Genomic DNA, 14,843 nt, shown 5'->3' with positions numbered 1-14,843 from the left:
GTGATGATAAAATAGGATGCGAGGCAAGAGGGAAAAAGGAGTGCAATGAATTTGAGCAAAACAAGGGAATCTCGATTTGAAAACCGTGATAAGCGCAGGAAAGCGAATCTTGTGCTTAACATTTTAATAGGGATTGTATTGGTTTTAATCGTTGTGGTTGCCAGCAGTCTGATGATGAACAGCCCGAAGGAGCAAACACAGCAGGACGTCTCCAAAAACGATAAAACGACAGAAGCTCCTGCTTCCGATAATAAAAAGCAGACGTCTGACGAGGATGTAAAGGACAAAGAAAAAGCCGATTCAGACAAAAAAGATACGAGCGATTCAGATTCGGAGAAAGACAAAGATACAGCTTCTGACGAGGAGAAATCGACAGACGATCCGTTTAAAGGAGCGAAAGTAACGGAAGGAGGCTCCAGCGCAAACGTCGAAAAAACGATCGTCAATCCGAATTGGAAGCCTGTCGGCACAAAGCAAAGCGGAGAGCATACAGCAACGTACGACTCTTCATCCCAAGACTGGGCGGAAATGCTTGAAGCCATCTCTTACGCAACAGGCGTTTCCGAAGACAACATGACGGTCGTCTGGCTCGGAAACAACGGCAGCCCTCAAGATGCAAAAGGAACGATTCGGGCAAAGGACAGCGGAGATAAATATTCGGTCGCCATTACATGGGTGGACGGAAAAGGCTGGAAACCGACAAAAGTTGAAAAGCTAAAATAAAAAGAAAAAGCGGCGGTGAATGAAACCGGCCGCTTTTTTTATCATTCGGCTTTAAAATGAACGACGGCGCTGTACATGATCCGCCCGTCGATAACCGCAGTCTGATGGGACACCGATCCGACCCTGAGCATAAGAGCCTGATTGTTTTCGATCTGCTGATTGATTTTCTTTTCAAGCTCCTCCAAGGTCAGGGCTTCAAAAAACTCGATTTTATCCTTGATAAGATCAAGCTCGAATTTCATAGACAAATCCTCCATTCGTTCAGAGTCAATCATTATTAAAGCAGAGAAGCCGCATCATGACAAGGGAAATATCACCAAGCTGTTTTTGTACCCAAACCTGCGAAATTATGTTAGGATAAGAACTAATCAGGTATTGAAATCATACTATACTGATAGGAATTGTAAAAATAAATGGAGTGTGACAATAAATGGGGAGAGAGTTCATTTCGATATTTGAGAATTGGGCGAATTCTTATGATGATACAGTAGTCGGGCATGACCTTCAATATAAAGAAGTATTCCGAAACTATGACGGCATTTTGGAGGATGTTGTGAAGCGTTCAGGCAGCAAGGTGATCGAGTTTGGCGTCGGCACGGGCAATCTGACCGCAAAACTGATCGCCGCCGGAAAAAACGTGTACGGCATTGAGCCTTCAAAATCGATGAGAGACATCGCCGTAAGCAAGCTGCCTAAAGGGGCTTTGGTCTCTGACGGGGATTTTCTCGATTTTCCGGCTCCGCCGTTTTCGCCAGATACAATCGTCAGCTCATATGCCTTTCACCATTTGACGAACGATGAAAAACGCGAGGCGGTAAGGCGATATGGAAAAATGCTTGCGAAGCATGGTAAAATAGTGTTTGCTGACACCGTATTCAAGGACCGCGATTCGTACATTTCCGCCATTCAAGACGCAAAAAACAGAGGATTTTACCAGTTGGCGGAAGATCTTGAAACGGAACATTATCCGACGATTTCCGAGATGGAAACGATCTTTACCTCAGAACATTTCAGTATCGCCTTTCAAAAGCATAATGATTTTGTCTGGGTAATGGAAGCGGCAAAATTGTAAATGTGAAGGGAAGTTATGATATGAAGATAGCAATTATCGGAGCAATGGAAGAAGAAGTCACAATCCTGCGCAGCAAATTGGAACAGACGAAACAGGAAATCATCGCAAACTGTGAATTTACAAGCGGAATCTACGAAGGGAAAGAGGTTGTGCTTTTAAAATCCGGCATCGGTAAAGTGAATGCGGCCATGAGCACGACGATCCTGCTTGACCGCTTTAAGCCTGATGTGGTGATCAACACCGGTTCAGCCGGGGGCTTCCATCATTCCCTCAATGTCGGCGACATCGTCATTTCCACCGAAGTCCGCCACCATGATGTCGATGTCACGGCTTTCGATTATGAGTATGGACAGGTTCCAAACCTTCCTGCCGCTTATCCTGCCGACAGCGCATTGGTGAAGACGGCGGAAGATGAAGCGTCTGAACTCGGGTCTTTTCAGGTAGTCAAAGGAACGATAGCGACCGGAGATTCCTTTATGAGCGACCCTGAACGGGTGGCATTCATCCGCGACAAATTTAAAGATCTTTATGCGGTTGAAATGGAAGCGGCAGCCGTCGCCCAGGTTTGCTATCAGTTTGATGTTCCTTTCGTTGTCATCAGAGCGCTTTCGGATATCGCGGGAAAAGAATCTGAAGTATCTTTTGACAAGTTTTTGGAGCAGGCTGCGAAACATTCGACAGAGCTTGTCCTCCGCATGATCAAACAAATCAAATAAAACAGGGGGGTGCCCCCTCTGTTTTATACCTCTTAAAGGAGGAAGGAAAACGTGAATGTGATTACGGATATCACACAGTTAATCGGAAAAACGCCTCTTTTGAAGCTGCAGAAGTTTCAAACGCCTAAAGGGGTTAACATATACGCGAAGCTTGAAATGATGAATCCGGGCGGGAGCATTAAAGACCGGCTTGGAGAAATGCTGATTGACGAAGCGCTCAGCTCCGGAAAGCTGAAACCCGGAGGTACGGTGATCGAAGCGACGGCAGGCAATACGGGAATCGGCCTCGCGCTTAGTGCGAGAAAACACGGCATCACCGCTGTTTTTTGCGTGCCGGAGCACTTCAGCATGGAAAAACAGGCGATTATGAAGGCGCTTGGCGCAAAAATTGTCCACACGCCGAGAAGTAAGGGAATGAAAGGGGCGATCCAAAAAGCGCGTGAACTGGAGAAGGAGATCGACGGATCTTATTGCGTTTTGCAGTTTGAAAACCGAGTAAATCCATTGGTTTACTACAAAACGCTCGGTCCGGAAATTTGGAGCGACCTTGACGGACAGGTTGACGTGTTTGTCGCCGGGGCCGGGTCAGGAGGCACCTTTGCAGGAACTGCCCGGTTTTTGAAGGAAAAAAATCCGTCTATCAAAACGGTCATTGTCGAACCGGAAGGCTCCATTTTAAACGGGGGAAAAGCGCACGCCCATAAAACCGAGGGAATCGGAATGGAATTCATCCCCGGATACATGGACAAAAGCCATTTTGATGAGGTCTACACCGTGCTGGACGATGATGCATTCCGGCTCGTAAAAGAAGCCGCGGAAAAGGAAGGCCTTTTGATCGGAAGCTCATCAGGGGCCGCTTTGTTTGCCGCTTTGAAAGAAGCTGAGAAAGCCGGAGAAGGCGCAAACATTGTGACCGTTTTTCCTGACGGGAGCGACCGCTACGTCAGCAAAAACATATACGAAGGAGGAATATAATATGAAGCAAAAAACGAAAATGATCCACGGCGGTATTACACGTGACGAAAAAACAGGCGCAGTCTCAGTTCCGATTTACCAGGTGAGCACGTACAAGCAGCCGCGGGCGGGACAGCATACGGGATACGAATATTCACGAACGGCCAACCCGACGAGAACGGCTCTTGAAGCCTTGATCGCCGATCTTGAAGGAGGAGCGGCAGGCTATGCCTTCGGTTCAGGGATGGCGGCCATCACCGCGGTTATGATGCTGTTTAAAAGCGGCGACCATATCATTTTGACGGATGATGTGTACGGCGGCACGTACCGTGTGATGACAAAGGTGCTGAACCGCATCGGCATTGATGCCGCTTTCGTCGATACGAGCAGCACGGACAACATTGAAAAAGCCATCAAGCCGAATACGAAAGCGATTTACGTCGAAACCCCGACAAATCCGCTTTTAAAAATCACCGATTTGAAAAAGGTCGCTGAGACTGCGAAAAAGCACGGCCTGTTACTGATCGTGGATAACACATTTTATACGCCGTATTTACAAAATCCGCTTTCATTCGGAGCGGATATTGTGCTCCACAGCGCGACAAAGTATTTGGGAGGACACAGCGATGTCGTCGGCGGCCTTGTCGTGACTGCGACGAAAGAACTCGGTGAGGAGCTTCACTTCATTCAAAATTCCACAGGAGGTATCCTCGGTCCGCAGGACTCCTGGCTATTGATGAGAGGCATGAAAACGCTCGGCTTGAGAATGGAAGCCCATGAGCAAAACGCCAGAAGAATCGCTCAGTTTTTGGAAAACCATCATGCCGTTAAAAAAGTGTATTATCCGGGCTCTGCATCCCACCCCGGCCATGAGCTTGCCAAGCGGCAAAGCACGGGATTCGGCGGGATGATCTCCTTTGATATCGGAGACGAGGAAAATGTCGACCTTGTGTTGGGAAGGCTGAAGCTGTTTACCATCGCTGAAAGCCTGGGGGCTGTCGAAAGCCTCATTTCAGTGCCTGCCCGGATGACCCACGCATCGATTCCGCGCGACCGCAGACTCGAGCTGGGCATTACAGATGGATTGATCCGGATTTCCGTCGGAATCGAGGATATTGACGATCTATTGGATGATTTGAAACAAGCGCTTGAACCGCTCGCTTAAATTGGCTGAATTTACATGTCTGGTCAACTGTCAATCTATGTTACTCTAATTCATATTGTTTATGAATCTAGGCAGGTGACCAAAAAACATGCATAAGAAAAAAGTCAAATCTTTAATGGTTGACTATAAACAATTTGCTTTTACACTGCTCAGTGTCAGCACATTTTTATATATCGGCTCCGTCATCCCGAATCCGGGTCTCGGAACGGGCCAAAAAACGGTGATGATGCTCGCGACAGGCGCATTTTTAGCAGGAGCCTTCTTTTGTGTGAAGCGCTCGCTCAAATATAAAAAACAACTGGATGAAATGGAAGAATCGTAAACAGAGAACCGGGACGCACGGTTCTCTGTTTTTTTCATGGAGCGAAAAAAGGCATCCATTTTTTCGAAAAACAGTTTACAAACAGGAATTTGATGGATATACTTACAAAGTAAACAAAAAGCAAAGGAGGTTGATGAACATGAAAAACGCGATGACTACATACACTAGACTCTGTGAATACCATGATTCATTCAACCTGTGGGAGAAATTGTGCTCTTCCTTAACCGATGCTTTTTCGGCACACTGACGTTAGGAAGGAAAAACAATACGCTGCTCCTCCCGCAAGATAAAGACGCGTTCGTTTTTATCTGGCGGTTTTTGTTTGCGCCCGCAGGTTTGTCAAATGATCTGCGGGCTTATTTTTGAAAAAAGCGAACTTGAAAGGAGGTGAGCGACATGACGATTAATTTATTCTTCTTAACATTGACCATTCAAAAACGATTTAAGACGCCTGAAGAATACGAACGAGAATACGAGATCGAACAGCTGTACAACGAAATGAGAGACCGCCAGCTAAAGTATCTCTATACGAACAGCCAGCGCTAATCAAAGCGGACAATCAAATAAAAGGAGGAGATGATAATGATGTACAGAAGGGAATTGTTGGCACATTATACAATGGAGAAGGACCAGGTTTAGCCGGACTTTTTTGGGTCCGCATCGCAGATTGCCTGCATAGAATAAAGCAAATGTAATTGCAGGTGATGAATATGCACAAAGATGGAAGAATGCCTTTTATCGGTCATGGCTATACATCAATGCCTCATTCTTTTAAGCATGGCTACGGCAATCCGTACCGGCGCCGAAGAATGGAAGAAAGAGCGCGCCGGTTCGGCTATTGGCCGCCTTACTGGTATTATTAGAAGCAGAAAACGGCTCGTTTTCTGCTTTTTTTAAATAGATGGATACCCAAAATAGGAAAGGAGGGCTTAAAATGCCCTCCCTCCAGCTGTTCTAGTAAATGAAGCTAGTGCCTACGATAATCAAGAGAATGAAAAGCACGACAATAAGCGCAAAGCCGGCACCGTATCCGTAACCGCCGTATCCGTAACCGCCGTAGCAAGAGCCGCAAGACCCGCAAGACCCGCAAGACCCGCAACAACGGCCGAAACCGCCAAAACCGTATCCAAAGCCCATCATTTAGCACCACCTTTTAGTGAAAGTTCCATACATCCTATGCATTTATATGAGAAATTGAAAGGGCGGATAGATCATTTCATCAAGAGCTTTTTAAACATTATGCCTCTTTGATTCGATTTGTTCCTGCGTTTTAGGAGAAACATTTTCAAAGATGAATCCGTCTAGTTATGGAATGAAGGAAAAGATTCAGCATTTTCGCGGGTTTTCTTTTCATTTCTGGGCGGCCGATATGATTGGGGAAAGAGCCCGTTTTGTCTCCGGCTTTGTCCTTTGATGCAGGAATAAAAAATGGCCAAATAAGAATTAAAGCAGGTGTTTTGACGTGTTTGAACAATGGCTTGGAAAACAATTGCGGAGTCCGAGAGGCATTTTATCAAAATGGATTGCTTCTTATATGGAAACCGGAAATCATGATATAAACGAATGGTCGATTCAGTTATTGGATGTCCAGCCCTATGACCGAATCCTTGAAATCGGAACGGGAGGCGGAGCTGCTCTCAGCCGGATCGCGGAAAAGCTTGAAACCGGAAAGGCTTGCGGAATCGATTCATCCAAAAGCATGGTAAAGCGAAGTCTGCGCCGGACCAGGTATTTAAAAGAAGAGGGGAAAGCGGAGATCAAGCACGGATATGCCGAAAACATTCCGTTTGCAGACCGCGTCTTTCATAAAGTATTTTCAGTGCATTCGCTGTATGATTGGACGGATGCCGATCAGGCGCTAAAAGAAATTTACCGCGTGCTGCAAATCGACGGGACGCTGCTTCTCGCCGTCCATCTCAAAGAACAAATGAAAAAGTCAAAGAAAACGAAAGATTTGACGTTATATTCGGAAGAGCAGATCAGGCATCTGCTTGAAATACATCATTTTAGGGAAATCAGCGTACATATGTACAAAAATTATTGCTGCGTGACGGCGGTAAAATGACGATCATCCCCTAAAAGCCGGCCCTCTTACCACCGAGAGGGCTTTTTATATGCCATGAATTTAGTTCCATAATATCATATTTTTGTTTTTAAAAGAAATGTATTCCAATAAACTGTTAAACATGGTTTAATAGCGGGGTGAACGACTTTACTATATTTTGCGGAGGTACTTATGGAAAAAAGGAAAATTAGCGGTTCGATTGTTTTCATTCTAATGTTTGCCCTGATTTTTGGCCAGCTTCCGATTGGAAAGGCGGCGGCCGATGGCCCTGTTGATGAGACGGTGCTTGCGATCGCAGACCCCGTAAAAGCGGAGTTTAAAGAAAGCGATCAAGCACACTGGTATAAAATCGACCCTTCTGAAAAGGATCTCGCGGATTTTACGCATTTTCGAATCAAGCTTCAATCCGATCAGGAACTGAATATCTCCGTTTATTCCAGCCTGGAACATGCAACGGATGGTCAGACTTTTGATCGATACAACGGCTTTTCATATGCAAAAAACCCGGCCGCGATCGACTTTCCGATCGCCTGGAAAGGCCCGTACTACGTAAAAGTCGAAAACCATAATGAAGAAGAAACCGAAACTGATTCAAATACAGGCATTTCTTACACCATCAGCTATGAGGGCGTCACCCTTCCTCCGTCAGATCAGGTTGCCGAAGAAGAGTGCCCGGCAGAATTAAGCACATCAGAAAGGGAAAACGGCAAAAGCATTCTGCAAGATTTAAGAACGATCAGAGATGGCGTGCTGCAAAAAACGGAAAAAGGGAAAGACCTGTCATCTTTATACTATAAAACCGCTCCTTTCATAAGCGCAAAAATGATGTTTGACAAATCGCTGCGGGACGGTGTTTACCGCGATCTTGTCCAATTGAAAAAACTGTTCGGCGATGTCGCCGAAAACGGAGCGTCAAGCACATACACGGTCACAAAGGAAGATCAAAAGGCAATCCTCAGCCTTTATTCGGCGGCGCGCGATTCGGTGCCAGAGTCTTTAAAAAAGCAGCTCGATCAAATAGCTGAAGATATAGACATCGCAAATCTGACAGGCAGCAAAGTATCAACGATTTTGGCAAAAGCGGGGCTTGCGGATTCAGCTGCATCGAGTACACCTGAAAGCCGCTACATCGTGAAATTAAAAGACGGCAAAAATTTGAGATCCTTTTCATCCAAAGCGAAAGCATACGGAGCAGAGTCCGTTGATTCCTTCAAAAAAAGCAAAACGTTTAAAAACATGTACGTCGTCGAACTGGAGCAAAACGATTCAGACGGATACAAAGCAGCAGCGAAGAAATATCAGACAGCAGCGGCCAAGCTGTCCAAACTGCCTGAAGTGGAATTCGTCGAGCAGGTTCACGAGTATCACGCTTTATCGGCTGACACCCAGTACTCCTACCAATGGTCGCTCAAAAATAACGGCAAAGACCGCTCTGCAAACGCTGACATTCAATTCGAAAAGCTTCAAAAACTGCTGAATGGAAAAGCATTAAACGAAACGGTCATTGCCGTCGTCGATACGGGTGTTGATCATACGCTTGCAGACTTAAGCGGCGCTGTCAAAAAAGACGAAGGGTACAACTACATCGGCCGCAATACGAATGCGATGGATGATAACGGACATGGCACACACGTTTCAGGCATTATCGCAGCAGCGGCTGATAATCACTACTCAATGGCAGGGATCAACGCGCACGCAAAAATACTCCCTGTAAAGGTCTTGGATTCATCAGGAAGCGGAGACACGGAGCAGATCGCATACGGGATCATATACGCCGTTGACCGCGGGGCAAAAGTGATCAATCTGAGCCTTGGCGGACCGTACAGCCGCGTTCTGGAATACGCCCTGCAATATGCGGCTGAAAAAAATGTGACGGTGGTGGCGGCAAGCGGCAATGACGGCTCTTCAGATATTTCGTATCCGGCGTCTTCGAGATACGCGATATCCGTCGGCGCGACCAATCATCTCGATCTTGTCTCCGACTATTCCAATTATGGAAAAGGGCTGGATATGGTAGCTCCGGGAACCGACATCCCGAGCCTCGTTCCCGACGGTAATGTAACGTATATGAGCGGAACATCGATGGCTTCGCCGCATGTTGCAGCTGTTGCCGGACTCCTTTTGTCAGAGAACCCGTCTTTGCAACCGAAGCAAGTCGAAAAACTTCTGACGGAAACAGCGGCTGATGTTGCATTTGCCGAACAGGACAATCCGGGTTCGGATTTTGATGATGGCTTTGAGGAACCTGAACTTCCGGCTCCGGGATATGACTTTGTTTCTGGATGGGGAAGGCTGAATGCCTACCATGCCGTCAGCGTTTTGGAACTGAACATGAAGGTGAATCCGGTATTAGACCATTACAAAACCGTAACCGGTACGGCGAAAAGCGGATCAGCGGTCAAGGTGATGAGCGGCAGCAAAGTGCTCGGAACGGGAACGGCAGGCAAATCAGGAACCTTTACGGTGAAAATTCCGGCTCAGGCTGCCGATCAAGTTCTCCGGGTCGTAGCATCCGGCTACCTGGCTGAGGCAAGCTTAAGGACCGTCGTAGAAAAAGCGCCGAAAAAACCGTCTGTCAAGCGCGTCACCAACAATGACGCATATGTGGCCGGGAAAGCGCCGTCGGGCTATACAGTCAACATTAAAAATGCGTCCAAGAAGATCATCGGATCAGTGAAGGCAGATGCTTCCGGAACATTCAAAGCCAAGATCGGCAAACAAAAAGAATATTCCGTTTTATACGTTTCAGCATCGAAGGATGCATACAGGGAAAGCGCCGAAGTCAAAGTGACGGTAGCTGACGTAATTCCGCCGAATCCGCCAAAAATCAACCCGGTCTCTGATAAAAGTACAGAAATAAAAGGCAAAACCGAAGCGGGCGCTCAAGTAGCAGCAAAGGTAAAAGGAAAAACGATCGGTACCGGCAAAGCGAACAGCCAAGGCGAATACCGCTTGAAAATCAACAAACAAAAAGCTGGAACGACGATCATCGTAACGGCGAAAGACAAAGCCGGCAACATCAGCAAAGCGTCGAAAACGACCGTTCAAGACAAGACACCGCCATCAGCACCGAGAGTATATGCGGTGACGAATAACAGCACGGCCGTAAAAGGGAAAACCGAAGCAAATGCCGAAATCACCGTCAAAGCCGGCAAAAAAACGATCGGTACCGGCAAAGCAAATAAAAAGGGCGAGTTCTCCATTAAAATAAAAAAACAAAAAGCGAATACCGTAATATCGGTTACAGCGAAAGACAAAGCGGGAAATACGAGCAAAGCGGGAAAAACAACCGTGAAAAAAGCAAAATAGTATTGTACACCGGGAGCTGATGTTCAATCAGCTCCTTTTTCGGGTTTATGCCCCGCCTGAAATGGTTCAAACTGCAAATAAGGAGGGATTGACGATGAAATGGCTGCTCATGCCGGTTTTATTATGTTCACTTGCATCATCCGCATTTTTAGAAACAAAAGAACTGCCGACAAAGCAAAAGCTCGACGATGACTTGAAAAAGCAGGCTGTTGAGGCGGACATTTTTAAAATGAAGAAAGGCGAAGTCGAAAAAGAAACGAAAGTATACGCAGAAGGCGCCGCGGCATCTGCGGACCAGGAAGGAATATTCGCTTTATCCGTCAAGGCGGGAACCGTTTATGTTGAAAATCTCACCGGCCGCAGGGTGCAGCCGGGAGACAATGTGAGGGTATACGGAATGTACCAAGGCTTGCGAAACGGACATCCGCTTATTGCTGCGGTTCTGATAGAAACGTTATAAAAAATAATATATAAGAATACTAATCGATCGTGTTGCCAAATTGGCGGGATCTATTGTGGATTTGTGTAATTAGAACCGGTGAGCAAAATGGGTAGATTTTACCCATTTTGTTTTTTGTTTAAAAATTTTTATATTAAAAAAGGAATTTTGCGAACGCCTGTCTAATTTGAACAACAATGACGGTTGCGGAATGAACGTTCATTCCGCGATGTGGAGGTGAATACAGGTGGAACAAGAAAGCAAATATGAAAAGATCATCAAGGCTTCCCACGTTCTATTCGCAGACCGGGGATTCGATGCCACAACGATTCCGATGATCGCAGAGAAAGCAAACGTCGGAGCAGGGACGATTTACCGGTACTTTGACAGCAAGGAGGCGCTTGTCAATGTTCTGTTTCAAAACAGTGTAAGACGCTTTACAGAAAAGATTAAGGAAGGCTACCCCGAACATTTGAGTGTGCGCAGCCAATTTCACCACATCTTCCGCTGCCTCTACGAATTTGCGCACGAAAACGTCTATGCGCTTTACTTTTTGGAAATTGATAAAACTTCGCATTACTTAACCGAAACAAGCCGGAGCGTCCTGAACGACCTTTTGGATTTTGTCTATTTGTTTTTTGAGAAAGGCAAAGAGGCAAACATCATTCATCCGCTGCCTCCGCATATTTTAACCGCGATGGTATTCGGAGCGTTTGTCCACATTCAAAAGCTGGTGAAAGCCGGAGAAATTGAAGATCCTTCAGGCTTAATCGAAGAAATTGAACAATGTTCCTGGCATGCGATTAAACGTCACGATTAATAAGGATTTTCACAAAAAGAAAGGATGATCCTGATGAACAAGCTAAGCACGATCCCAATCCCGAAAACATACGGACCGCTCGGCAACCTTCCGTTGCTGGACAAAACGAAGGTGTCCCAGTCTCTGTGGAAAATCGCGGATGAAATGGGCCCTATTTTTCAATTTCAGTTTGGGGAAACGGTAGGCGTCTTTGTTTCAAGTCATGAGCTCGTTTCTGAGGTATGTGACGAATCAAGGTTTGATAAAAACATGGGGAAGGGCCTCCTGAAGGTTCGCGAATTCAGCGGAGACGGATTGTTTACAAGCTGGACGCATGAACCGAATTGGCGGAAAGCCCACAACATTCTCCTGCCGAGCTTCAGTCAGAAAGCGATGAAGGGCTACCACTCCATGATGCAGGATATCGCACTGCAGCTTATTCAAAAATGGTCCCGTCTGAATCAGAATGAGAGCATCGATGTTCCGGATGATATGACGCGCCTGACGCTGGATACGATCGGCTTATGCGGCTTCAACTACCGCTTTAACAGTTTTTACCGCGAAGGGCAGCACCCGTTTATCGAAAGCCTGGGCCGCGGATTGAATGAAGCGATGAGGCAGACGAAACGCCTCGAATGGCAGGATAAGCTGATGGTTAAGACAAGGCGGCAGTTTAACCGTGATGTTGAATCGATGTTTTCGCTCGTCGACCGGATCATCGCTGAACGAAGACAAACCGGAGGCGGGAGCGGAAACGACCTGCTGTCCCTCATGCTTCATGCGAAGGATCCTGAAACAGGAGAAAGGCTCGATGATGAAAACATCCGCTATCAAATCATCACCTTTTTGATTGCGGGGCACGAGACGACGAGCGGCTTATTGTCATTCGCGCTTTATCTGCTCCTTCAGCATCCCGATAAGCTCAAAAAGGCATATGAAGAGGCCGACCGGGTGCTTACAGATCCTGTGCCTTCGTACAAACAAGTTCAGCAGCTGAAGTATATTCGCATGATTTTAAACGAGTCGCTGCGGCTTTTTCCGACTGCTCCTTCGTTTTCTTTGTACGCCAAGGAAGAAACGGTGATCGGCGGCAAATATTTGATTCCGAAGGGTCAGAGCGTGTCCGTTTTAATTCCGAAACTGCACAGGGATCAAAGCGTCTGGGGAAAAGACGCCGAAGAATTCCGGCCTGAGCGGTTTGAACGAATGAACAGCATTCCGAAAAACGCGTACAAACCGTTCGGAAACGGCCAGCGCGCCTGCATCGGCATGCAGTTCGCGCTTCATGAAGCCACGCTTGTACTGGGGATGATCCTTCAGTATTTTGAACTGGAAGACCACACGAATTATCGCTTAACAATAAAAGAATCGCTTACCATTAAACCGGACGGGTTTACGATGCGGGTCAAGCCGAGAAGAGAGATGGCGCTGATGACAGCAGCGGCCCATCAAGAAAAGCAAGCCGCTTCCCGAACAGACATTCACTCACAGGCGGCGGCAGATGCCCACGGTACTCCGCTCCTTGTACTGTACGGCTCAAATCTCGGATCTGCCGAAGACGCCGCAAGAGAGCTCGCAGACGAAGCGCGTTTGCAAGGCTGGGAAAGCAGAACAGCTGAGCTTGATCAATATAAAGGCAGGATCCCGAAGGAGGGAGCGGTGCTTGTCGTAACAGCTTCGTATAACGGACACCCGCCCGATAATGCGAAGGAATTCGTCAATTGGCTTGAACAAGATCCCGAAAAAGACTTACAAGGTGTCAAATACGCCGTGTTCGGATGCGGAAACACCAGCTGGGCCAGCACGTATCAGCGGATTCCCCGCCTGATTGACGACGCATTTGAAAAAAAAGGCGCGATCAGGCTCTATACGCGTGGAGAAGGGGATGCCAACGATGATTTTGAAGGAAGCTTTGAAGCTTGGAAAAACGGTCTTTGGCCTAATTTGAGAAAAGCATTTTCCATAACGGAGCATAAGCAGCAGGCAGACAGACAAGAGCTGTCCGTCGAATTCATCAGCGCACCGGCCGGCTCGCCTCTTGTGAAAACGTATCGGGCGTTCACGGCACAAGTGTTAACGAACCGCGAACTTCAGAGCCCGGACAGCGGAAGAAGCACGCGACATATCGAAATCTCTCTGCCGGAAGGAACTGCATATGTGGAGGGGGACCATCTCGGGGTGCTGCCGCAAAACAGCAATGCGCTCGTCGACAGGGTGCTCAAGCGGTTTGGATTAAGCGGAGATGAACACGTTTTGATCAGCGGAGAACGCCGCGTCTCCCATTTGCCTTTAGATCGCCCGGTCAATGTCACAGCACTGTTTCAAAACAGCGTTGAACTGCAGGAGCCGGCCACAAGAGCCCAGATCCGCGAGCTGGCTCAGCATACCGTTTGTCCGCCTCATCAACGGGAGCTTGCCGCGCTTTTGGAGGATGAAGCCTACAAAGCGCAGGTCTTGCAGAAGCGTTTGACGATGCTCGATCTTCTTGAGCAGTATCCGGCTTGCGAGCTGCCGCTCGCACGCTTTTTGACGCTTCTGCCTTCATTAAAACCGAGGTACTATTCCATTTCCAGCTCGCCCCGGGAACATGCCCGGAACACGAGCATCACCGTCGCCGTTGTAAGCGGACCTGCGCTGAGCGGCCGGGGGCAGTACCGCGGTGTGGCATCAAACTATCTGGCAGAACTCGCCCCGGGGGACAGCATATCGTGTTTTGTCCGGGAGCCTTCGTCAGGCTTCAGGTTGCCCGATGACCCTGAAACGCCGCTCATCATGGTCGGACCGGGAACGGGAATTGCGCCTTTCCGCGGCTTTCTTCAGGCGCGCCGCATTGTAAAAGAAGCAGGAGCAACACTCGGCGAAGCCCATTTGTATTTCGGCTGCCGCCATCCGGAACACGATTTTCTGTACCGCGACGAATTGGAAAAAGCAGAACAGCACGGGATCGTACAACTGCACACTGCTTTTTCGCGGTTTGAAGACGGCCCGAAAACGTATGTGCAGGATCTGATAAAAGAGGATGCGGAAAGGCTGATTCATCTGCTGAACAACGGCGGCCGCCTGTACGTTTGCGGAGACGGCGCAAACATGGCCCCGGCCGTTGAAGACGCTTTGTGCGAAGCGTACGAACACATTTTGCAGGCAAGCAAAGAAGAAGCGCAAAGCTGGATCTCTAAACTGCAAGAAGAAGGACGCTACGCAAAAGACGTCTGGTCCGGCGCGGGAATTTCCGGCGGAACTGCGTCGGTATCCGCGCAGCCGCAAGTTTAAAACAAAAAG

At 47.7% G+C, this 14,843-nt stretch carries 15 protein-coding genes; 13 read left to right on the top strand and 2 right to left on the bottom strand.

Features of this window, described 5'->3' with window-relative positions:
* The first annotated feature begins 45 nt into the window (after window positions 1-45).
* Entirely contained in the window at window positions 46-723 is a 678-nt protein-coding gene (locus NSQ39_RS12790; RefSeq protein WP_046131492.1) for a DUF1510 family protein, read from the top strand.
* Between the two features lie 41 nt (window positions 724-764).
* Here the strand turns inward: NSQ39_RS12790 and NSQ39_RS12785 are convergent, their stop codons facing one another.
* On the bottom strand, window positions 765-965 hold the full coding sequence (locus NSQ39_RS12785) for a YrzA family protein (RefSeq protein ID WP_046131493.1): 201 nt from the start codon (window positions 963-965) through the stop codon (window positions 765-767).
* 188 nt (window positions 966-1,153) lie between these two features.
* On the opposite strand from NSQ39_RS12785, the gene NSQ39_RS12780 reads away from it, so the two are divergent.
* The 7 genes from NSQ39_RS12780 (at window position 1,154) to NSQ39_RS12750 (ending at window position 5,815) form a co-directional block, all read left to right on the top strand.
* Window positions 1,154-1,795: a class I SAM-dependent methyltransferase gene (locus NSQ39_RS12780; protein ID WP_046131494.1), complete on the top strand. Its 642-nt coding sequence runs from the start codon at window positions 1,154-1,156 to the stop codon at window positions 1,793-1,795.
* A gap of 20 nt (window positions 1,796-1,815) precedes the next feature.
* Window positions 1,816-2,511: a 5'-methylthioadenosine/S-adenosylhomocysteine nucleosidase gene (mtnN, locus tag NSQ39_RS12775; RefSeq protein ID WP_175075631.1), complete on the top strand. Its 696-nt coding sequence runs from the start codon at window positions 1,816-1,818 to the stop codon at window positions 2,509-2,511.
* Between the two features lie 51 nt (window positions 2,512-2,562).
* Window positions 2,563-3,486, top strand: a complete 924-nt coding sequence (locus NSQ39_RS12770; RefSeq protein ID WP_175075630.1) for a PLP-dependent cysteine synthase family protein — start codon at window positions 2,563-2,565, stop codon at window positions 3,484-3,486.
* 1 nt (window position 3,487) lies between these two features.
* Window positions 3,488-4,630 (top strand): bifunctional cystathionine gamma-lyase/homocysteine desulfhydrase, encoded by a 1,143-nt coding sequence (locus NSQ39_RS12765; protein ID WP_175075629.1) that lies wholly within the window; start codon window positions 3,488-3,490, stop codon window positions 4,628-4,630.
* 88 nt (window positions 4,631-4,718) lie between these two features.
* The gene (locus NSQ39_RS12760) at window positions 4,719-4,952 is read left to right on the top strand and encodes a YrhC family protein (RefSeq protein WP_046131498.1); all 234 of its coding nucleotides are present in this window, start codon (window positions 4,719-4,721) and stop codon (window positions 4,950-4,952) included.
* Window positions 4,953-5,348: 396 nt separating this feature from the next.
* Entirely contained in the window at window positions 5,349-5,498 is a 150-nt protein-coding gene (locus NSQ39_RS12755; RefSeq protein ID WP_065894598.1) for a YrzI family small protein, read from the top strand.
* Between the two features lie 164 nt (window positions 5,499-5,662).
* The gene (locus NSQ39_RS12750) at window positions 5,663-5,815 is read left to right on the top strand and encodes a hypothetical protein (RefSeq protein ID WP_164918165.1); all 153 of its coding nucleotides are present in this window, start codon (window positions 5,663-5,665) and stop codon (window positions 5,813-5,815) included.
* A 91-nt stretch (window positions 5,816-5,906) separates the two neighbouring features.
* Here NSQ39_RS12750 and NSQ39_RS12745 read toward each other — a convergent pair whose 3' ends face one another.
* Window positions 5,907-6,089, bottom strand: a complete 183-nt coding sequence (locus tag NSQ39_RS12745; RefSeq protein ID WP_175075740.1) for a YjcZ family sporulation protein — start codon at window positions 6,087-6,089, stop codon at window positions 5,907-5,909.
* Between the two features lie 325 nt (window positions 6,090-6,414).
* Between NSQ39_RS12745 and NSQ39_RS12740 the strand changes: the two genes are divergently transcribed.
* The 5 genes from NSQ39_RS12740 (at window position 6,415) to NSQ39_RS12720 (ending at window position 14,834) form a co-directional block, all read left to right on the top strand.
* Window positions 6,415-7,017, top strand: coding sequence for a class I SAM-dependent methyltransferase (locus NSQ39_RS12740; protein ID WP_046131499.1), 603 nt, complete (start codon window positions 6,415-6,417; stop codon window positions 7,015-7,017).
* A gap of 171 nt (window positions 7,018-7,188) precedes the next feature.
* The gene (locus tag NSQ39_RS12735; RefSeq protein WP_175075628.1) at window positions 7,189-10,326 is read left to right on the top strand and encodes a S8 family peptidase; all 3,138 of its coding nucleotides are present in this window, start codon (window positions 7,189-7,191) and stop codon (window positions 10,324-10,326) included.
* 94 nt (window positions 10,327-10,420) lie between these two features.
* On the top strand, window positions 10,421-10,786 hold the full coding sequence (locus NSQ39_RS12730; protein ID WP_046131501.1) for a hypothetical protein: 366 nt from the start codon (window positions 10,421-10,423) through the stop codon (window positions 10,784-10,786).
* Window positions 10,787-11,012: 226 nt separating this feature from the next.
* Complete coding sequence (locus NSQ39_RS12725) at window positions 11,013-11,585, top strand: TetR/AcrR family transcriptional regulator (RefSeq protein ID WP_046131502.1); 573 nt, start codon at window positions 11,013-11,015, stop codon at window positions 11,583-11,585.
* A gap of 33 nt (window positions 11,586-11,618) precedes the next feature.
* Complete coding sequence (locus NSQ39_RS12720) at window positions 11,619-14,834, top strand: bifunctional cytochrome P450/NADPH--P450 reductase (RefSeq protein WP_046131503.1); 3,216 nt, start codon at window positions 11,619-11,621, stop codon at window positions 14,832-14,834.
* Window positions 14,835-14,843: the final 9 nt, after the last annotated feature.

The sequence above is a fragment of the Bacillus sp. FSL W8-0848 genome (assembly GCF_038007805.1).
GTDB classification, from domain to species: domain Bacteria; phylum Bacillota; class Bacilli; order Bacillales; family Bacillaceae; genus Bacillus; species Bacillus glycinifermentans.
Note: the sequence above shows the minus strand (reverse complement) of the source record. Positions and strands in the feature narration are given on the sequence as shown.

What these genes read in the sequence shown, in the direction of transcription:
- NSQ39_RS12790 (WP_046131492.1), top strand. Translation starts at nt 46, where the DNA reads ATGAATTTGAGCAAAACAAGGGAATCTCGATTTGAAAACCGTGATAAG.
- NSQ39_RS12785 (WP_046131493.1), bottom strand. Translation starts at nt 965, where the DNA reads ATGAAATTCGAGCTTGATCTTATCAAGGATAAAATCGAGTTTTTTGAA.
- NSQ39_RS12780 (WP_046131494.1), top strand. Translation starts at nt 1,154, where the DNA reads ATGGGGAGAGAGTTCATTTCGATATTTGAGAATTGGGCGAATTCTTAT.
- mtnN (WP_175075631.1), top strand. Translation starts at nt 1,816, where the DNA reads ATGAAGATAGCAATTATCGGAGCAATGGAAGAAGAAGTCACAATCCTG.
- NSQ39_RS12765 (WP_175075629.1), top strand. Translation starts at nt 3,488, where the DNA reads ATGAAGCAAAAAACGAAAATGATCCACGGCGGTATTACACGTGACGAA.
- NSQ39_RS12760 (WP_046131498.1), top strand. Translation starts at nt 4,719, where the DNA reads ATGCATAAGAAAAAAGTCAAATCTTTAATGGTTGACTATAAACAATTT.
- NSQ39_RS12755 (WP_065894598.1), top strand. Translation starts at nt 5,349, where the DNA reads ATGACGATTAATTTATTCTTCTTAACATTGACCATTCAAAAACGATTT.
- NSQ39_RS12750 (WP_164918165.1), top strand. Translation starts at nt 5,663, where the DNA reads ATGCACAAAGATGGAAGAATGCCTTTTATCGGTCATGGCTATACATCA.
- NSQ39_RS12745 (WP_175075740.1), bottom strand. Translation starts at nt 6,089, where the DNA reads ATGGGCTTTGGATACGGTTTTGGCGGTTTCGGCCGTTGTTGCGGGTCT.
- NSQ39_RS12735 (WP_175075628.1), top strand. Translation starts at nt 7,189, where the DNA reads ATGGAAAAAAGGAAAATTAGCGGTTCGATTGTTTTCATTCTAATGTTT.
- NSQ39_RS12730 (WP_046131501.1), top strand. Translation starts at nt 10,421, where the DNA reads ATGAAATGGCTGCTCATGCCGGTTTTATTATGTTCACTTGCATCATCC.
- NSQ39_RS12720 (WP_046131503.1), top strand. Translation starts at nt 11,619, where the DNA reads ATGAACAAGCTAAGCACGATCCCAATCCCGAAAACATACGGACCGCTC.